18 protein-coding genes are annotated in these 17,102 nt (G+C 55.9%); 12 read left to right on the forward strand and 6 right to left on the reverse strand.

Annotated elements, in window-relative coordinates:
* Positions 1–7: 7 nt before the first annotated feature.
* The 5 genes from fliJ to fliF are packed head-to-tail and all read right to left on the reverse strand — an operon-like array spanning position 8 to position 5,440.
* The gene (fliJ, locus tag ACU6TU_RS00330; RefSeq protein ID WP_447142618.1) at positions 8–472 is read right to left on the reverse strand and encodes a flagellar export protein FliJ; all 465 of its coding nucleotides are present in this window, start codon (positions 470–472) and stop codon (positions 8–10) included.
* Complete coding sequence (gene fliI, locus ACU6TU_RS00335) at positions 469–1,881, reverse strand: flagellar protein export ATPase FliI (protein ID WP_447142619.1); 1,413 nt, start codon at positions 1,879–1,881, stop codon at positions 469–471. The genes fliJ and fliI overlap by 4 nt, the downstream gene beginning before the upstream one ends.
* On the reverse strand, positions 1,878–2,687 hold the full coding sequence (gene fliH, locus ACU6TU_RS00340) for a flagellar assembly protein FliH (RefSeq protein WP_447142620.1): 810 nt from the start codon (positions 2,685–2,687) through the stop codon (positions 1,878–1,880). Before fliH ends, fliI begins: the two co-directional genes overlap by 4 nt.
* The gene (gene fliG / locus ACU6TU_RS00345) at positions 2,680–3,687 is read right to left on the reverse strand and encodes a flagellar motor switch protein FliG (protein ID WP_447142621.1); all 1,008 of its coding nucleotides are present in this window, start codon (positions 3,685–3,687) and stop codon (positions 2,680–2,682) included. The genes fliH and fliG overlap by 8 nt, the downstream gene beginning before the upstream one ends.
* Positions 3,680–5,440: a flagellar basal-body MS-ring/collar protein FliF gene (fliF, locus tag ACU6TU_RS00350; RefSeq protein WP_447142622.1), complete on the reverse strand. Its 1,761-nt coding sequence runs from the start codon at positions 5,438–5,440 to the stop codon at positions 3,680–3,682. Before fliF ends, fliG begins: the two co-directional genes overlap by 8 nt.
* A gap of 256 nt (positions 5,441–5,696) precedes the next feature.
* Here fliF and fliE point away from each other — a divergent pair, with 256 nt between their 5' ends.
* Positions 5,697–6,026 carry a flagellar hook-basal body complex protein FliE gene (gene fliE / locus ACU6TU_RS00355; protein ID WP_447142623.1) on the forward strand — a complete coding sequence of 110 codons (330 nt, stop codon included), beginning with the start codon at positions 5,697–5,699 and terminating at the stop codon, positions 6,024–6,026.
* A 20-nt stretch (positions 6,027–6,046) separates the two neighbouring features.
* Here fliE and ACU6TU_RS00360 read toward each other — a convergent pair whose 3' ends face one another.
* The gene (locus ACU6TU_RS00360) at positions 6,047–6,445 is read right to left on the reverse strand and encodes a flagellar protein FlaG (RefSeq protein ID WP_447142624.1); all 399 of its coding nucleotides are present in this window, start codon (positions 6,443–6,445) and stop codon (positions 6,047–6,049) included.
* Between the two features lie 364 nt (positions 6,446–6,809).
* Here ACU6TU_RS00360 and ACU6TU_RS00365 point away from each other — a divergent pair, with 364 nt between their 5' ends.
* The 11 genes from ACU6TU_RS00365 (at position 6,810) to cheW (ending at position 17,066) form a co-directional block, all read left to right on the forward strand.
* Positions 6,810–8,504, forward strand: coding sequence for an HD domain-containing phosphohydrolase (locus ACU6TU_RS00365; RefSeq protein WP_447142625.1), 1,695 nt, complete (start codon positions 6,810–6,812; stop codon positions 8,502–8,504).
* A 182-nt stretch (positions 8,505–8,686) separates the two neighbouring features.
* Complete coding sequence (gene fliS / locus ACU6TU_RS00370) at positions 8,687–9,082, forward strand: flagellar export chaperone FliS (protein WP_447142626.1); 396 nt, start codon at positions 8,687–8,689, stop codon at positions 9,080–9,082.
* 7 nt (positions 9,083–9,089) lie between these two features.
* A complete protein-coding gene (locus tag ACU6TU_RS00375; protein WP_447142627.1) occupies positions 9,090–9,503 on the forward strand; it encodes a flagellar protein FliT in 414 nt (137 codons plus the stop codon).
* Complete coding sequence (gene fliK / locus ACU6TU_RS00380) at positions 9,500–10,804, forward strand: flagellar hook-length control protein FliK (protein ID WP_447142628.1); 1,305 nt, start codon at positions 9,500–9,502, stop codon at positions 10,802–10,804. The genes ACU6TU_RS00375 and fliK overlap by 4 nt, the downstream gene beginning before the upstream one ends.
* On the forward strand, positions 10,788–11,090 hold the full coding sequence (locus ACU6TU_RS00385) for an EscU/YscU/HrcU family type III secretion system export apparatus switch protein (protein WP_447142629.1): 303 nt from the start codon (positions 10,788–10,790) through the stop codon (positions 11,088–11,090). Before fliK ends, ACU6TU_RS00385 begins: the two co-directional genes overlap by 17 nt.
* A 179-nt stretch (positions 11,091–11,269) precedes the next feature.
* Positions 11,270–11,629 (forward strand): flagellar transcriptional regulator FlhD, encoded by a 360-nt coding sequence (gene flhD / locus ACU6TU_RS00390; RefSeq protein ID WP_447142630.1) that lies wholly within the window; start codon positions 11,270–11,272, stop codon positions 11,627–11,629.
* 33 nt (positions 11,630–11,662) lie between these two features.
* Positions 11,663–12,193 carry a flagellar transcriptional regulator FlhC gene (gene flhC, locus ACU6TU_RS00395; RefSeq protein WP_447142631.1) on the forward strand — a complete coding sequence of 177 codons (531 nt, stop codon included), beginning with the start codon at positions 11,663–11,665 and terminating at the stop codon, positions 12,191–12,193.
* Between the two features lie 387 nt (positions 12,194–12,580).
* On the forward strand, positions 12,581–13,450 hold the full coding sequence (gene motA, locus ACU6TU_RS00400; RefSeq protein ID WP_447142632.1) for a flagellar motor stator protein MotA: 870 nt from the start codon (positions 12,581–12,583) through the stop codon (positions 13,448–13,450).
* Positions 13,447–14,385, forward strand: coding sequence for a flagellar motor protein MotB (gene motB, locus ACU6TU_RS00405; RefSeq protein WP_447142633.1), 939 nt, complete (start codon positions 13,447–13,449; stop codon positions 14,383–14,385). Before motA ends, motB begins: the two co-directional genes overlap by 4 nt.
* 48 nt (positions 14,386–14,433) lie before the next feature.
* On the forward strand, positions 14,434–16,569 hold the full coding sequence (gene cheA, locus ACU6TU_RS00410; protein WP_447142634.1) for a chemotaxis protein CheA: 2,136 nt from the start codon (positions 14,434–14,436) through the stop codon (positions 16,567–16,569).
* Positions 16,566–17,066 (forward strand): chemotaxis protein CheW, encoded by a 501-nt coding sequence (gene cheW, locus ACU6TU_RS00415; RefSeq protein WP_447142635.1) that lies wholly within the window; start codon positions 16,566–16,568, stop codon positions 17,064–17,066. Before cheA ends, cheW begins: the two co-directional genes overlap by 4 nt.
* Positions 17,067–17,102 lie beyond the last annotated feature (36 nt).

Consider the following 17,102-nt stretch of genomic DNA (forward strand, 5'->3'; position numbering starts at 1 on the left):
GGACCCGTTAAGGGGTCTTGTCAGATTGACGGTTGGCCAAGCGGCTGGTGACCAGGTCATCGTTGGTCTTCTGCTCTTGACGATTCTCTTGCCGCTGCGCTTCTAATTGCCGACGTGATGCCAGCGTATCGTATGACGAGAGTTTGCGCTGCTCCTGTCGCCACTGCTCCTGAGTTTTGTTGACCCGCTGTTCCTGTTCCGCCAGCGCCTGTCTGGCACGCGCCAGGGCATCATCCAGCGAAGCGAGAAACTGTTGATAGTTGTACATGCTGGCCGGATCAATGCCTTTACGCATGGCGACCTGGAGACGCTCGCTGTATTCGCTGCGATAACGGTGTAGCGCTTGCAGCTGCGCCTGGGTCTGCTGTTCGGTCTGACGCTCCTTGGCCAGTAACTGCCCCACCTGGTCGCGGGCATCCTTGGCCAGGCGCGCCAACATATCCAATTGGGATGTGGTGCTTTTTGACGTCATGCTTGTCCTCCCATCCTGGATGATCCGGCAACCGCGTCAAGCGCCTGGCGTGAGGCGCTGATGGTGGCTTTTTCATTCATACTTTGTTGCAGAAAATGCTCAAGCTCTGGAAAGCGTTTGACGGCTTCATCAAGCTGCGGATCGTGGCCGGGGGAATACGCCCCGACACTGATCAGGTCGCGATTACGCTGATAGCGTGAGAAAAGACGTTTGAAATTACGCGCCCGCTGCTGCTGCTGCGTATCCGTAATGGCTGTCATCGCGCGGCTGATGGAGGCCTCAATGTCGATCGCAGGGTAATGGCCGGATTCTGCCAGGGTACGCGATAACACAATGTGTCCGTCAAGTATCGCACGGGCAGCATCGGCAATCGGGTCCTGCTGGTCATCACCTTCGGTGAGTACCGTATAGAAGGCCGTAATGGAGCCCCCGCCACGCTCGGCATTACCGGCACGTTCGACCAATCCGGGCAGTTTGGCAAATACGGAAGGCGGGTACCCTTTGGTGGCTGGCGGCTCGCCGATGGCCAGCGCGATTTCACGCTGGGCCATGGCAAAGCGGGTAAGTGAATCCATGATCAGCAGCACGTTGCGGCCTTCATCACGAAAGCCTTCTGCCAGACGCGTGGCGTACGCCGCCCCTTGCAGACGCTGTAGCGGAGAGGTATCGGCGGGTGCGGCGACCACGACCGAGCGTTTGCGCCCTTCGGGGCCGAGGATGTTGTCGATAAAATCCTGCACCTCGCGGCCACGTTCGCCAATCAGGCCAACAACGATGACATCCGCCCTGGTGTAGCGAGCCATCATGCCCAGCAATACCGATTTACCCACCCCCGAGCCTGCAAACAGCCCCATGCGCTGACCGCGGCCAACGCTCAACAGCGCATTGATGGCGCGAATGCCCACGTCAACCTGTTCATCAATGGGAGCGCGCGATAGCGGGTTGAGCGGCGCCGAACTCAATGTGGCACGGGGGAGGTCGTCAATGTTCTCGCGGTCATCCAGCGGGTTGCCATTGCCATCCAGTACACGTCCGAGAAGGCGCTCTCCCATGGGGAAGCGTCGCGCACTTTGGCCGCCGCTGTCGCCGAGGGGGGAAACACGTGCGCCGGGCATCAGGCCGGAAATTTCCTCCAGCGGCATCAAGTAAAGCTTATCGCCGGAAAAGCCCACCACTTCGGCTTCTGCGTGTTGAGCGCTGGTGCCTAACCGCCCGTCACGGCCGGGCAGCTCAATCAGGCAGGCACTGCCCACCGCTACCTTCAAACCGATCACTTCAATCACCATGCCGGTGGCGCGAATCACCCGCCCACTGGCACGATAGAGCGGCAGTTGCCCCACCCGTGCCTGGGTGCGCTGCAGGGCTTTCTGCCAGCGTTGTTGATGAAGTGATGCGGTGGTCGCACTCATGGATATTCTGCCGGTTTGCCCGATGACGCCACAGGCGGGCTGTCGTCATCGTGAGAAGAAACTTTATGATGGCGCTGGCGAACCTGCGCCTTGATGGACTTCCAACGGCTTTCAAAGGTGGCGTCGAGCTCGCCCTGGGCACTGGTCACACGGCAGCCGCCGCGAGCTAACTGGTCATCGGGCTGCAGTGTCCAATTCGCGGCATCAAGCTCATCGCCCAGATGCTGTTGAACCAGGCTGTGATCTTCCGGGTTTAGCCACAGGCGCTGCTGGCCTACCAGCGGTGGTTCGGTATGCAGCAACTGGCGCACCAGGCGCAAAATTTCTTCCGGGCGAGCTTCCAGGGCGTCACCCGCCAGCTGCCGGCCCGTTAACATCGCCAGCTCCACCAGGTCATCTGCCATGCTGTCATCCAGCCGGGCCAGTGCGTCGTCAAACTGCTGCGCCAGGTGAGCAAGCGGCGTGAGGGTGTTGCCAACCTGCTCTTCAAATGCCTGTCTGGCCTCCTGCTTGCCTTCTTCCAGGCCCTGGGCGTGACCTTCCTGCTGACCGCGTTGGAAGCCTTCCTGATAACCTTCCTGCTGGGCCTGATGACGAATTTTTTCAAACGCCGCCTGGCGTTCTCTGGCTTCACGCTGACGGGCTTCTTCAGCGGCTTTCTGGGCGGCTGCGACACGCCGCTGGTGCTGCGTGGCAGGGGATTCAGGCTCGTCGCCAGGCGAATGCGCTGGCTTGGCCAGTTCATCCATCTGCCAGCGTCGCCAGCTCTGGTGGCGATCGAATTCCGAGGCCTGAAAATCAGACATAAGCGTCGTCCCCTCCTGCCAGTACTATCTCGCCGGCATCCGCCAGACGACGGACAATCTGCAGAATGGCTTTTTGTTCGGCTTCTACCTGAGAGACCCGGATGGGGCCACGGGCTTCCATGTCCTCGCGAACCAGGTCGGCAGCCCGCTGGGACATGTTGCGCAGGAATTTGTCGACCAGCACGTCCTCGGCACCCTTGAGTGCCACCACCAGGGAGTTGTTCTCGACCTCCTGCAGCACCATCTGGATGGCGCGGTTGTCGAGGTCCAGCAGATTTTCGAACAGGAACATCTCGTCGATGATTTTCTGCGCCAGGTCTTCGTTGTGCGAGCGCACGGTTTCGATGGCGGTTTCTTCCTGAGACGAGTTCATCAGGTTGAGGATCTCGGCTGCTGTTCTTACGCCGCCCATCTTGCTGCGTTTGAGGTTCTGGCCATCGAGCATGCTGGTCAGCACCTCGGTGAGTTCCTGCAGGGCCGCAGGCTGCACGCCGCTGAACGTTGCCACGCGCAGAATCACGTCGTTACGCAGCTTCTCATCAAACAGCTCAAGAATGTCGGCAGCCTGATGGCGCTCCAGATGAACCAGAATCGTGGCGATGATCTGCGGGTGCTCGTCGCGAATCAGCTCAGACACCATGGACGCTTCCATCAGGTTGAGGGCATCGATACCGGAATTTTCTCCGGTGGTTTCCAGAATGTCCTCAATCAGGCTGGTCGCCCGGTCACTACCCAGCGCTTTGGTCAGTACGGAACGGATATGCTCACTGGAATTGAGGTTCAGCGCCACAAACTCCTCGGTTTCCTGATGGAACGCTTCCAGTACGGCTCTCATGTCGTCATGGGAGATCTGGTGCAGTTTGGTCATTTCCACACTGATTTCCTGTACCTCGGTGGCATTCAGGTACCGGAAGACTTCCGCTGCACTATCTTCATCAAGGGCAAGCAGCAGGATGGCGCTTTTGCGTGCGCCACTCATTTCAACAACGGGACTATTCATGTGAGTTCATCCAACCGCGAATAATCATGGCGACCATGCGGGGGTCTTCCTGAGCCATTTCGCGCAGGTCCTGAAGGTTGTGTTCGTACAGTGACGTTTTACGTTTGCGCTTGGGCCGGTGATAGGTGTTATCGGCGTCTTCACCCTCGGTCGTGTCTTCTTCACTCTCGTTTTCATCATCCCCTACGCTGGTATTCAGCGTGCCACCTGGCATGGCGGTTGCCATCACCGGGCTTTGGGTGTAGCGCTTGATCAGCGGCCGCAGGATCAAGAGATAAAGCAGCAGGGCGGCAAGGGCAACCAGCAGGTAGCGCCCTGCATTGGCGGCCATGGACAGGATTTCAGGACGCTGCCACCATTCCAGCGCGTCGGCTTCTTCATCGGTGCGGGCAAACGGCGTGTTGACCACGTCAATCTCATCACCACGAGCCACCGAGAAGCCCATTGCCTGGCGTACCAGACGCTCAATCTGTTCGACTTCTTCGTCGCTGAGAGCGACAGGTACCCACTCGCCTTCATCGTTCATCTCTTCACGATAGTTGACGACGACGGCAGCGGTTAAACGCTCGATCTCACCGCGGCGATACTGAACGTGTGAAACGTTGCGATCCACTTCGTAGTTAACCACGTCATCCTGATTCAGACGGCGCAAAGCATCAGGGTCGTTTTCGGCATTGTCAGCGTCGTCGGCGTCTTCATCCGGCGCATTGATCGGCGAGGGCGCGACGCCCGGTGGGGTATTGGTGAGCGCGCCGGGAATCCCGGTGGCCAGCGGATTTTCGCCATCAAAAGATAAGCTTGCCTGACGGCTGCGAATGGCGGCTTCGTTGGGCGCCTGGTTGGGGCCGTAGGTTTCAGTGGTTTCTTCACGACGTGAGAAGTCTATCTGCGCTGCCACCTGGGCGCGGATGTTATTGTCCCCCAGAATCGGCGTCAGAATATTTTCAATGCGCCGTTGGTAGGAGCGTTCCACTTCAGCAATATATTCAAGCTGAGAGCCATCGAGATCATTGCTGCTGCCAGTATCTGCCGACAGTAACCGACCGTCCTGGTTAACTACCGACACATCCTCTGCTGCCAGCTGTGGCACGCTACTGGACACCATATGCACAATCGCGCTGACCTGACCTTCGCCCAGAACTCGGCCAGGTAGCAGTGTGAGTACGATGGAGGCCTTGGCGGGTTCCTGGTCGCGAATAAACACGGAGGGTTTGGCCATGGAGAGATGAACACGAACATCCTCGACCGGCCCCAGAGAGCGAATGGAGCGGGCAAGCTCACCCTCCAGGCCACGCTGGTAGTTGACCTGTTCGGTAAACTGGCTGACCCCGAATGCCTGGTTCTGCATCAATTCAAGACCGACATCACCGCCACGTGGAAGCCCTTGCTCTGCCAGTTGCAGACGCAATGTATAGACGTTTTCGCTGGGCACCATAAGCGCTTGCCCGTTATTGCTGAAACGATAAGGCACGCCACGCGTGTCGAGTTCGCTAATGATCCGACCGCCGTCAGCTTCACTCAGGTTGTTATAAAGCACCCGGTATTCAGGGCTGCTGGCCCACATCAGCAACGCAGCAATGATGGCAATACTGGCAGCACCTGCAATCAGCAGTACCACCAGCGGGTTGCCACGGAACTGTTGTTTCACACGGCCAAAAACAGACTCGGAAGCATTTTGTGCTTCCGTGTCGCCAGGTTGAGAAGTTCGTGTCGTGCTGTTCTGACGGCCTGCCGTAGAATCAGTCTCGCTCATTTACTCCTCCGAGAGCATAGGCAAAACTGATGACGGCCAGGGCGCACCACCAAAAAAAACATAGGCTAAGTCCGTCGATCGCGATGATCCGCCTTCAATGTGAGCGGAATTATGATGAGCGCCATTATCCGGTGGCTTGTCACCCCTAAAGGAACGAAAAGGTTGGCTTTTTATACGTATTTGTTCGTATGAGGTAAGTTGTCCTGATGTTAGTGTATCTTACATTATTTCATTTTTTAACGCTGAAGGCATGCGTATGAGTTCACCGGCAATTCAATCTGCGCTACAGCAAATGCAAAGCTTGGCCAGTCAGGCAAGCCAATCTCCCATTAACGACACCCAGATGGCGGCCAATGTGGGGCGGGGAAGTTTTGGCAGCGAACTTCAGGCTTCCATTCAGCGGATTAATCAGCTGCAGAAAAGTGCGAACAGTCAGGCAATGGCATTTCAGGAAGGTGATTCTGATCTGTCGCTCAATCAGGTCATGGCTGATATGCAAAAATCCAGCGTTGCCTTTCAGATGGGCACGCAGGTAAGAAACCGCTTGGTAACGGCGTATAAAGACGTGATGAATATGCAGGTATAGCGCCGTTTCAGAACGGTCTTTCAGACTTTTAGGCTGATCAGCCCACCTTGCTGAAGTTCATCAAGACGCTCAGCGAGGCGGAGTACTTCCTCGGCAGGAATCTGCCGGATAACGTCACCAGACTCCCGGTCAATAACCCGCGTTACTACACGCTCACTTTCCTGACGGATCTCAAACTCCAGGCCACGCTGGCTCATGACCGTATTGATGCGCTCAATCGGCTCCGCCAGATCGGCAGTGCTGATGCCATTTTTATCCTCAGCTTCCCGAGTCGACTGCATCGATGCCGCAGGATTGGCTGACGCCTGCAAGCGGGCGTCCGAGGTGCGAGACAGCGCAGCGGTTTGTTGAGTCGATGGTCGTGTCGATAGTACTGAAAATTGCACCGAGGCAAGCGCATCATTGAGTGGTGAATTCATCGGTTTCTCCCCCTTCTTTTTGTCTGAGCTGACAGGCGTGCTGAGCATGCACTACGTCTGTCATGTCATGGCTCGTCAGCATTCCTGTCGCACATCAGAATGAAAGCCGTCGCCGCGTTGTTTTTTAAAGAGATGCTTACTTGATCGGCAGTTCATATAAAAACTTTAGGTGTTTTTATCTTTTCTGACGGAAGGATTGAGCGGGTGATAAAAAGTTAAAAAAAGTAAACTTAATGATGTGCGGGGCTTGTAGCGCTTCTGGTATGCTTTTGCGTCGCATTAGCGCATGCCGTTGGCGTCCCGTGGTGAACGCGCTGGCCTGCGCCACACATTATTTCGTTAGGAATAGGGAAGAGAGGCGTTGATGGAAGCGCATCAGAATGACTACGAGCGCGTCACCGGGCCCGTGATGATCGAATTGTTGCTGAATGGTTTGATCGAAAACGGAGGTGTTTCGCTTTGCCTGGATGTGCCCGGCGCACGTCAGGACCCCATTATATTGATGGAACAGCACGCTGATAAAACGTTGGTGATGGACCTTTCGTCGGTCGATTATCTGTTGCCACAGCTGCAGGATGGCGTGTCATTTTCGCTGCATGGGCAGTCCCAGGGCAAGTTAGTGCGTACACCCTCGCTCGAACTTACCGAGGTCCGTCGCTCTGGTGGTCGATATCTGTGCTGTAGTCATTACCCGAGTTACCTGGATGTTCTGCAACGCCGAGACGCTTTCCGCGCTGAGCTGCGTATGGGGATGCAGGTGCAGGTCACCTTATTGGGGGCTGACAATCAGGTCGTCAATGGCGAGCTGCGCGACCTGAGCCAGGAGGGATGCCAGGTAGAGCTGCCGATGTCGGCCAGTGGTATTCTCGCTGCGGCGGATCGTTCACCGGTGAAAATGGCGCTTAAGTTTCCTGATGGCACGTATTTTGAGGTTTATGGCGAAGCACGCTATCAGAAAACCGAGCCCGACCAGCAGCTGTTACGCGCAGGTTTCCGCTTTTCTCGCTGTAGCAGTGAGCAGGAGCGCCAGGTCTGGTACTTCGTATGTGAAATCGAGCGTGAAGCGGCACGCTATGAAAGAGAAAACCAGGGAAACCGGCAGCCGTCCCCGTTGTTTGAAGTGCCCAAGAAGCGCTATGCCGCTGATGATCATGTTGGTCGGCGTGAGTTGCGTCACTACGCCACCCCAATGGCGCGTCGTCTGGCCAAAGTGTCGGGTTACCTGGACTCCCAGATGCTGCTGTTGCAAAACGGTAGTGATATTGATGCCCGGCAGCTATCGCGCTATGCCGACCGCTTGCTGGCGCTGCATGAAGAAGACCGTGAAGCTTTGCTGTTTGCCACCCGTTGCATGGCGCGCGAGCCACTGCTGGTCCGTCATGGGCTTTCCGTCGCCATCCATCTGCTGGATCTGGTTGGCGATAACATCCCCCAGGATGTCCGCAAGGCTATTGCTGCCAGCGCGATGGTGCATGATCTGGGCAAGGCGCTGGTGCCACAGGTGTTGTTTCAGGCCAAAAAGTTCGATGCATCACACCGCGACACAATGAGTGAACATGTTGAACTGCTTCTGTTGCGGATAAAGAGCTGCCATTGGCTTTCAGCAAGTATTGCTCACGCCGTGATTGGTGGGATCAATGAGCGGATGGATGGCAGCGGCTACCCGAAAGGCGTGAACGGAGAGCAGCTGCACGAACTGGCCAAGGCGAGCGCTATTGTAGACGTGGTTGAGGCGATGCATCGTGACCGTGCGGATCGTCCGGCACGCACGGCCCAGCAGATCTATCGCCATCTGCTGCGTCACCCCCACCAGTTCGACCCGCGCTGGATGAAGCGTTATATCGAGCATTTCAAAGCGCTGCCGATTGGTTCGCTGGTGCGCTTTTCCAGCGATCAGCTGGCCTGGGTGCTGCGTCTGGATGCCAGGGGTAACCCCACAGAAGTGCAGGTCACTGAGCATCCCGAGCCTCCTACCAGCGATAATCTTGGCACCCTGATCCGGGGGAATGTTATCGAGCGTCTTGGGCGACCGGTGAGTGAAGTGGCCGTTTCAACCTGAGGAACGCTTGTCCAGCGGATAATCAATGCCAAGATTAAGCCGTAAAAAAGCGCGCCATTGTTAAAGTCATCGCAACGCCTGCCGATATAAAATCTACTGAGGCACAACGCTGCCCGTCAGCGTTAAGCCGACATGGCGAGGTCGCCTGTCGGGCAGTGATTCAGATAACAGGAGTTGTATTGATGACTTACACACATGGCGCCAGTGCCTATGCACGGGTGGGCGTAGAAAGTGGTGTGATGGCGGCAGACCCACACAAGCTGATTGTGATGCTTTTCGATGGAGCTCAGGCATCCATCCGGGCGGCTCGCATTTATATGCAGGATGGCAACATCGCCGAGAAGGGCAAGTCGATTTCCAAGGCGCTGGATATTATCAACAATGGCCTGTCAGCAGCGCTCGACCAGGAAAAAGGCGGTGAAATTGCCGAGCGCCTGGGGTCACTTTACGACTACATTGCTCGCCTGTTGCTGATCGCTAACTTGCGCAACGACGAAGAAAGCCTCAACCAGGCCGAAAGGCTGCTGGAAGATGTCGCCTCAGCATGGCGTGAAATTGGTCAACAGCGAAGCGCATGAGGTCTGAATGTCAGCATCCCGGATGGCTCAGCAGCATCAGACCCAGCAAGCGTTGCTGGGCGCTTATGCGGCACTGCTTGATAGCGCCGCAAAGATGCATGAGCTTGCAAACAAGGAAGACTGGGCGGCGTTGATTGATCAGCGTACCCACTATGTGATGCTGGTTGAAAAGCTGCGTGAACTCGATGTCGAAGTCACCTTGGATGCCAAGGGGCAGCAGCGCAAGGCAGAGCTTCTTGAAGCTATCCTTGAGCATGATGTGGAGATTCGCCGCCAACTGGTTGCCCGGCGTGATGAGCTAGGCAAGCTGATCGGCCTCACCCAGCAGCAACGTCGCCTGCACCGTGCCTATGCTCCGCAGCAAGGGGAGTCCGACGCGTTTTACTCACTGGGTGAGGCGCCGACGAAGAGGCCGACGTGAGCGGCATCAATCTGCTGATTGATACGCTCATGCACCAGGTGCTGGGCAAGCGTGGTGATCCAGCCCCGCGAGTGCTTAATGAGCCTGTGCGTCCGGTTGATCCGGGCGCTGGCCCAAAAGCATTGCACAGCGATTCACGTCTGGATGCCCGCTCAGACCCTCGATTATCGGCACTTGACCGCTTACCGCCTTCGCTTGATCTGCCTCGCCAGGGGGGGCGCAGTGAACTTCCAGCGGGGCAGCAGGGCTCTACCCAGACTCACTTCAGCCCTGCCGCTCGCAGTATTGCCGATGTCTTGATGCGATTCCCAGCGCCGCTTTCTACGTTGCGTACACAGGCACCTTTGATGCAGTCCACGGAAAGCGCGTCGGCGCCGACGCTGGCGGCGCGCCTTGAAGGCAGTGTTCGTGATAGCGGCCTGTTTTATGAAGCGCACCTGAAGCGCTGGTTTCAAGGTGATACGCCTCGCCAGCAGTTGCTCCGTGAGCCGCAAATGCAGCCCGGTGTTCGCCCTCTGCCGATGGCGACATTCGCAGGGCAGCCGCTACCAGGCATCAACAATCCGGTGTTGCCTAATGGTCCGCCGCTGCTGTTGCCGACCGCGCTACCTTTTATGCTATCACCCAACTCACCCTTGGGGTTGGCATTGCAGGCACAGGGTTCAAGTGCGAATGGCGCGTTTATTCAGTCTGGCAGCTTACTGCTGCCCGTGAACAGTAGTGCGCTATCGGCGAATTCATCTGCCTTGCCCTCTGGTGGTTCACCGGCCAGTCAACCGCCTGCCAATGCTCCGCTGGCCCAGCCGCCCACTCAAGCGGCCGATGCATTGCGCAGCGAACTGGCCGCAGGGCGAGAGCTGCTTGAGTTGAGTTCGGCCCGCCAGCGTGAGGTGGTACATGAAAGTCTGCAGAGTCTGGTTCGTCAGCAGCTGGAAATGCTGGTCACGCCAACGCTGCGTTGGGAGGGGGATGTCTGGGCTGGCATTTTCATGGCGCTGGTAGTCAACTTGCCCTCACGTGAGGGCGGTAGCGATGAAGGTAACGAGCAGGGAGAGCCCGAAGACGGCTGGCGCTCGGAAATGCGCCTTGATGTCCCCAATCTGGGGGAATTCAATGTGGCGTTATGGCTATATCGCGGCACCTTGAGTGTCGACTTCACGACAGACAGTGACGACGTCCAGCAGCAGCTGAATGAAGGCTTGGCTGTACTGGAGCAACGCTTATCGGCACTGGATCTGCGTAAGGTGCAGCTAAAAGTGCGCGATATCGATAGGGGGGCGTCTTATGAAACCTCCTCATGAACGGCGTCGTCAGGCAGTGGCGCTGGCCTATCAAGGCGATGATGAGGCGCCGCGAGTCGTCGCCAAAGGCTATGGCGAGCTGGCTGAGCGCATCATGGCGGAGGCTCAGCGCCAGGGGATTTACGTGCATGACGCCCCTGAGCTTGTTGCCTTGCTGATGCAGCTCAATCTCGATGAAGAAATTCCGGGCAGCCTTTATCAAGTCGTAGCTGAAATCCTGGTCTGGGTGTTTGAGCTTTCAGATGACAGCGTTCAGCCCCGCGGGCCGGACGTAAATGAAGGATAACAATGCGGTTGCCAGCCTCGCTGTGTTTGCTGGCCGAGTTGTGAAGCTAAACCGTTTAGATTCAGCCTAGCGAATGCATGCAATATATGTAACGATGCGGAACAGTAAACAAACGTAAAATGTAAATTATGTTGTTATAATAAAGCGATAACACTGCCGTATGGGTTAAACAAATTAGCATGAGTCATACCAGCTTTTTCGACGAAGTTCAGGAAATCAATCTGGCCTATTTGCTGCTGGCCCAACGCTTGCTGGCGGAAGACCGTGAGACTGGCATGTTTCGTCTGAAGGTCGATGGTGAGCTGGCTGATTTACTGCTGTCACTTAATGCCCGCCAGCTGACCAAGCTGGCCAGAACCAACCAGTTACTGTGTCGTTTCACACCAGAAAATGCCGAGCAACTTCGTCAGGTCACCCACAATCCACGTGACCAGGGATTATCCGGTTTGCATACGTCCCTGCTGTTGGCCGGAGAGCCCCTGGAACGTCTTCCCGACCGGCCTGTATCGCGTACAAAAGATGACAAAAGCAATGAGTAGCTTACCCGTCAAACATTCTGATGAGAGGTCGGATTGAGCCAAAAAAGCCTGGTTGATGAAATGCACCAAGTGCAGCTTGCCATTGAATTAATTGAGCTTGGGGCACGCCTGCAGGTGTTGGAAACAGAGACAGAGCTGAGTCGTACGCGACTGATAAAGCTCTATAAAGAAGTGCGTGGCATGTCGCCACCCAAGGGCATGCTGCCATTTTCAGCTGACTGGTTTATTACCTGGTTGCCCAATATTCATTCGTCTTTGTTTTACAACACTTACCGCAGTTTGCTTGAAGAAGGCAGTTGCGAGCGTATTGACGCCTTTGTCAAAGCCTATCGTTTATATGATGAACAGATTGAGCTAGAAGAGATGGAGCCTGTATTAGGGCTGACGCGCGCCTGGACGCTGATCCGCTTTTTCGAAAGCGATTTACTCCAGCTTAGTCGCTGCATTCGCTGTGGCGGGCACTTCGTTGCGCACGCCCATAGCCCCTCACATGATTATGTCTGTGGCATCTGTCAGCCACCTTCCCGTGCAGGAAAAACCCGAAAAGCAGCCAATATTAACTGAAACTGGCTCGAATCATGCCGGTTTAAACGCCTCACGGGGCAGCAAGCCGATGAGCAATATCCTGATAACCATCACGGTTATGTTGACTATTGTGTGTTTTCAACGCGACAGAGCGCTCCCCAGGTCGACGGGTAGGTTTATTTTCTGTTAAATAGTATTAACTATAAAGTGCTAGGTCTAGCGTTTTAGAACTAGCATTTTGGACTTGGTATTTTGGAAATAGTGTGTCGGATTAAGTCGGGTTGAAAACCGTCTTGAAGACGCGTACTCACTCCACATCAGGAGTGCCGCCCCCGGTAATCGTCGGTGAGGCGTTTCTGTGTAGAAAGCGTTGGCGCGAAGGCTGACGAACGTTATTGATACACAAAACCGACAAGGATACTGCTTGTGTTAATTGCGCTTGGCTATTTGGTGGTCTTGTTTTCGGTGTTCGGGGGCTACGTGCTTGCCGGAGGCAGCCTGGGACCGCTTTACCAACCACTGGAGCTACTGATTATTGGTGGCGCTGGGGTCGGGGCGTTTCTGGCCGCTAATAACGGCAAGGCATTGCGGGCAACCTTCAAGATATTTCCGCGTCTGCGGCGCACCAAAAAATACAATAAAGCCATGTATATGGAGCTGATGGCACTGCAGTACAAGCTGCTCTCCAAGGTGCGTCGTGAAGGAATGCTGGGCATTGAGCGGGATATTGATAACCCGCAGGAAAGCCCGTTATTTCAGGAGCATCCGATAGTGCTGGCGGACCCGCATATCATGAATTTCCTGACTGACTATCTGCGCTTGATGGTCAGCGGTGGTATGGAGCCGATGGAAATTGATGAATTAATGCTGCATGAAATAGAAGGATTCGAGCAGGAAGCCCACATTCCCATTGATGCGATTGCCAAAGTCGGTGATGCGATGCCGGCTTTTGGCATCGTGGCGGCGGTGATGGGGGTCGTTAAAGCGTTGACCTATGCCAATGCCAGTCCGGATGAAATGGGCGAAATGATTGCCCATGCGCTGGTCGGCACTTTTCTGGGAATCCTGCTGGGCTATGGCTTTATCAACCCCTTGGCCAGTTCTCTGGAGCGTCAGGCCAAAGAAGCCGAAAAAATGTTGCAGTGCATACGCGTGACACTGCTGGCAAGTCTGCATGGCTATGCCCCTCAGATTGCCGTTGAATTTGGACGCAAAGCACTGCACACCGCAGAGCGCCCCAGTTTCAATGAGCTGGAAGACTACGTACGTGATGCGAAAAAGGCAGGCGGTGCATGAGTCAGGGGGCAGGGGAACGGCGCCCGATTATCATCCGGCGCAAAAAAGTCGTACATGCCCATCATGGTGGGTCATGGAAAATTGCCCTGGCTGATTTCATGACCGCATTGATGGCGCTGTTTCTGGTGATGTGGATTCTTAGCACCGCCAGTGAAGAGCAGCGCGAAGGGGTTGCGGATTATTTCAGCATGCCACTGACCGCCGCCATCAACAGGGGAGATCGTTCCGGGAGCACCAGTCCGATTCCCGGCGGCGGTCCAGACCCGATGCATAGCGATGGCGAGCGCTCCCGCATTGATATTCGTCAGCACACTCGCCCCAGCGAACAGGAACGGCGCTTTTTTCGCGATGTTCAGGAGCGGATCGAGCGCGCCATTGCGCTGGACCCCAACCTTCGCCAGATGCGTGAGCAGATGCGTTTTGATCTGACCCGGGAAGGGTTACGTATCCAGTTACTGGATACCGAACAGCGGCCGATGTTTGAGTTGGGCAGTGATCAGGTTGCCCCGTATATGCGCGATCTACTGCGCACCATCGCTCCGCTGCTGAATGAGTTACCCAATGATCTGAGTATTGGCGGGCATACCGACAGTATTCCCTATGGGGGAAATTATCGTGGCTACAGTAACTGGGAGTTATCCAGTGAACGTGCCAATGCCTCCCGGCGCGAGCTGGTGGCTGGTGGTCTGGACCCTGGCCAGCTGTTGCGGGTTGCCGGATATGCGGATCGCGTCACGTTACCGGAGACCGAAGCGCTGGACCCGATTAACCGACGTATTGAGCTGGTCGTGCTGTTACCGGAAGTGGCGGAGTCGATTCGCAACCCCCGTGTGACCTCGGAAATGCCCGCAATGGTGTCACGCCCGGCGAATGAAAGTGCTGCCGAGGGTAGCGCTGAGCAGGAAGGTGGTACGCAACCGTCCGACGATGGCTAATACCCGTCGTCGCTGACATAACAACGACGCATAAGTGGGGGAGCGTGCATGGATATCACGGATTTTTTTGACACCTTTTTTGAAGAGGCCGAAGAGCTGCTGGCAGATATGGAGCAGCACCTGCTGGAGCTGGATGTCGAAGATCCGGACAGCGAACAGCTTAATGCCATTTTTCGTGCTGCTCACTCCATCAAGGGCGGTGCGGGGACCTTTGGTTTTACGGTACTGCAGAAAACCACGCATATTTTTGAAAACCTGTTGGACCATGCACGCAAAGGCGAGCTGTTACTGCGCGCCGACCTCGTTGATACCTTCCTGGAGGCAAAAGACATCATGCACGACCAACTGAATGCCTACCGCAGTGAGGAGGAGCCGGACCAGGAGACGTACGAACGTATCTGCCAGACGTTACAACAGATTGCCCTTGAAGAAATCGGCAAAGGCTTAGAGGCTGCCGACAGCGCACCGATAGCCAATACCACGACGCCAACGCCTGAGCCATCAACCTCCGGCGCTGAGCAGACGCAGGACGCTACCGCCTCTGATAGCGGTGATCTGCTGCAGGTCGTGCTGTTAAACGTGAGTGAAAAAGATCGCATTCTGCTGGCAGAAGAGCTTGAGCAGCTAGGGGAAATTCACTCACAGTCTGGCGATGAAACGCGTTACGAAGTGATTCTCATGGGCAACACGAGCCCGGATGATATTGAAGCCGTCATGTGCTTTATCATTGAGCCGGAGCAGATTGACGTCAAGGTACTGGATGCCCCCGCACCAACCGAGAAGGCAGAGCCGCCTTCCGTGCCCGAAAGCGCTCCTGAGCCTGTCCCTGCAGAGCCAGCCAAAACGCCAGTCGCCAGCCCTGAACCGCCCAGCAAACCGGCAGCTTCCGATACCAAGGCTGCCCAGCCTGCTGCCGCCAAGCCCAAAAAAACCGCCCAGGAATCTTCTTCCATCCGCGTGTCGGTCGATAAGGTGGATCAGATCATTAACCTGGTGGGCGAGTTGATCATCACCCAGTCAATGCTCGACCAGACCGTCAGTGACCTTGAAGAGCAGAACAGTTCGCTGCAGAACGGCATGAGCCTTTTGCAACGTAACGCGCGGGATCTGCAGGAATCCGTGATGTCGATCCGCATGATTCCCATGGAGTTCGTGTTCAGCCGCTTCCCACGCGTGGTGCGGGACACAGCCGGTAAGCTGAAAAAAGACATTGAGCTGATCACTGAGGGCAAATCCACCGAGCTTGATAAAAGTCTGGTTGAGCGGATTACCGATCCCTTGACTCACCTGGTGCGTAACAGCCTGGACCACGGTATTGAAATGCCAGACGAACGGGAAGCCAAGGGCAAGCCGCGTACTGGCAAGCTAACGCTGGCCGCACGTCACCAGGGCGGCAATATCCTGATTGAAGTCAAAGACGACGGCGCTGGTATGGATCGCGAGGTGTTGCTCAGAAAAGCCCGTGAAAACGGCCTTAATGTGTCCGACACTATGTCCGATGAAGATGTCTGGCAGCTGATTTTCGCGCCTGGCTTTTCAACCGCCAAGGAAGTCACTGATGTGTCCGGCCGCGGTGTGGGCATGGACGTGGTCAAGCGCAACATTCAGGCCATGGGCGGCCGGGTCGAAATCCAGTCGAAAAAAGGCGAGGGCACCAACACTCGCATTGTACTGCCGCTGACTCTGGCCATTCTGGATGGCATGTCGATCAAGGTGGGGCGTGAAACCTTCATTCTGCCGCTTTCGGCGGTGCTCGAATCGTTACAGCCTGCCAAAGAAGATATGTACGCCATGGCCGGTGATGATGTGGTGCTGAAAGTGCGCGACGAGTACCTGCCTGTGATTGCCATTCACGAGGTGCTTGATGTCGAAAATGCCATTACCGACCCGACGAAAAGCATTGCCGTGATCGTACAAGGGGAAGGGCGCCGTTACGCCATGCTGGTGGATGAATTGATCGGCCAGCAACAGGTCGTGGTGAAGAACCTCGAAGACAACTATCGCAAGGTGCCAGGCGTGTCAGCCGCGACGATTCTCGGTGACGGCAGTGTGGCGCTTATCCTCGATATTACTGGCTTGCATCGTTTGGGCCGCAACAAAAAAGAAGCCGGGAAGGTAACCCAATCCCCGCACTTTTCATCGAACCCGTCTGTTAAATCTAAAAAGGAGGCTGAGCCGTCATGAGTCAGGCCAACAATGATGCTGTGCTCTCTGCCGCAGAAGCGGATAACCGTGAATTTCTGGTCTTCTCGCTGGGCGAAGAAGAATATGCCATCGATATTCTCAAAGTGCAGGAAATCCGCGGTTATGAAAATGTCACGCGGATTGCCAACGCACCGGATTTCATCAAAGGGGTGACCAATCTGCGCGGCGTGATCGTGCCGATTGTCGACCTGCGTATCAAATTTCATCTGCAAAGCGTCGAGTATGGCGGACAGACCGTTGTTATCGTCGTCAACGTTGCCGATCGCGTTGTCGGCATTGTGGTGGATGGTGTCTCGGATGTGATGACGCTCACGCCGGATCAGATCAAGCCGGCCCCGGAATTCGGCGTGACGTTATCGTCGGATTTCCTTAGCGGCCTGGGCAGTCTCGAAGATCGCATGCTGGTGTTGGTGGATATCGACAAGCTGTTGACCAGTGAAGAAATGGCGCTGGTGGATACGACACAACAGTCCTGAACGACCCAACAGTCCTGATACGACCCGCCACGATAA

It is taken from the genome of Halomonas sp. LS-001 (assembly GCF_052983955.1).